Origin of the sequence: Phenylobacterium sp., from assembly GCF_030651185.1 — a bacterium.
Taxonomy (GTDB): domain Bacteria; phylum Pseudomonadota; class Alphaproteobacteria; order Caulobacterales; family Caulobacteraceae; genus Phenylobacterium.
Genome location: NZ_JAUSCJ010000023.1, coordinates 1 through 1373 on the forward strand (window position 1 = coordinate 1; position 1373 = coordinate 1373).

Annotated in this window: 2 protein-coding genes; both read left to right on the forward strand. The window is 68.9% G+C overall.

Going from position 1 to position 1373, the window contains the following annotated elements:
• Window positions 1-263, forward strand: a 263-nt coding sequence (locus Q7J39_RS12175; RefSeq protein WP_370690052.1) for a ThiF family adenylyltransferase, incomplete at its 5' end; no start/stop codon positions are given.
• Window positions 264-321: 58 nt separating this feature from the next.
• Window positions 322-1368 carry an aldo/keto reductase gene (locus tag Q7J39_RS12180; RefSeq protein ID WP_304825066.1) on the forward strand — a complete coding sequence of 349 codons (1047 nt, stop codon included), beginning with the start codon at window positions 322-324 and terminating at the stop codon, window positions 1366-1368.
• The last annotated feature ends 5 nt before the right edge of the window (window positions 1369-1373 follow it).

The following is a 1373-nucleotide window of genomic DNA, read 5'->3' on the forward strand; positions in this document are numbered from 1 at the left end:
AGGTAGGCGTCTTCCGCCGCGCCCCCTGCTACCGCTGCCTGGTGCCGGAGGTTCCGCCGGAGGCCGAGACCTGCTCGGCGGTCGGCGTGGTGGGGGCCCTGGCCGGCGTGGTGGGCTCGATGATGGCGCTGGAGGCCATCAAGGTCCTCACCGGGGCCGGCGACCCGCTCACCGGCCGCCTGCTGATCTATGACGGGCTGTCGGGCGAGACCCGGACGGTGAAGATCGGCCCCGACCCCGCGTGCGAGGTCTGCGGCGGCTGACCCGGTTGCGCCCGTCACAGGGCGGGCCTAGCTGTGAGGGCGCAGCAGGAGCGATCCCATGAAATATAACCAGCTTGGCCGGACCGGCCTGTTCGTCTCGGAAATCTGCCTGGGGACCATGACCTTCGGCGGCGACAACGACGCGGGCATCTGGAAGATGATCGGGGCGCTCGATCAGGGCGAGGTGGACGGCATCGTCGGCAAGGCGCTGGCCGCCGGGGTCAACTTCATCGACACCGCCGACGTCTACGCCTTCGGCCAGTCGGAAAAGCTGCTGGGCCAGTCGCTGAAGAACCTGGGGGTGGCCCGCAAGGATGTGGTCCTGGCCACCAAGGTGTTCGGCGAGATGGGCCCCGGCCCCAACGACAAGGGCGCCAGCCGCGGCCACATCATGGATTCGGTGCAGGGCAGCCTCGATCGCCTGCAGACCGACCACATCGACCTCTACCAGATCCACGGCAATGACACGGTCACCTCCATCGAGGAGACCCTGCGCGCCCTCGACGACCTGACCCGCCAGGGCCTGGTGCGCTATGTCGGCGTCTCCAACTGGAGCGCCTGGAAGATCGCCAAGGCCTTGGGCGTCAGCGCGGCCAAGGACTACGCCCGCTTCGAGACCCTGCAGGCCTACTACTCCATCGCCGGCCGCGACCTGGAGCGCGAGCTGGTCCCCATGCTCACCGAGGAAAGGCTCGGCCTGATGGTCTGGTCGCCCCTGGCCGGGGGCTTGCTGTCGGGCAAGTTCGGCCCCGGCGCCCCGCCGGTGAACGGCGCGCGGCGCACCAATTTCGACTTCCCGCCGGTCAATACCGACCGCGCCTGGCCGGTGGTGGCCGCCATGCGCGAGATCGGCGAGGCCCACGGCGTCTCCGTCGCCCGCGTGGCCCTGGCCTGGCTGCTCTCCAAGTCCCACGTGATGAGCGTGATCATCGGCGCCAAGACGATCGAACAGCTGGACGACAACCTGGCCGCCACGGACCTGGTGCTGACCCCTGCCGAAATCGCCAAGCTGGACGAGATCAGCGCCCTGCCGTCCGAATATCCGGGCTGGATGCTGGAGCGTCAGGGCGGCGCGCGCCGGCCCAAGCCGTTTGTTGCGAAGTAATTTTC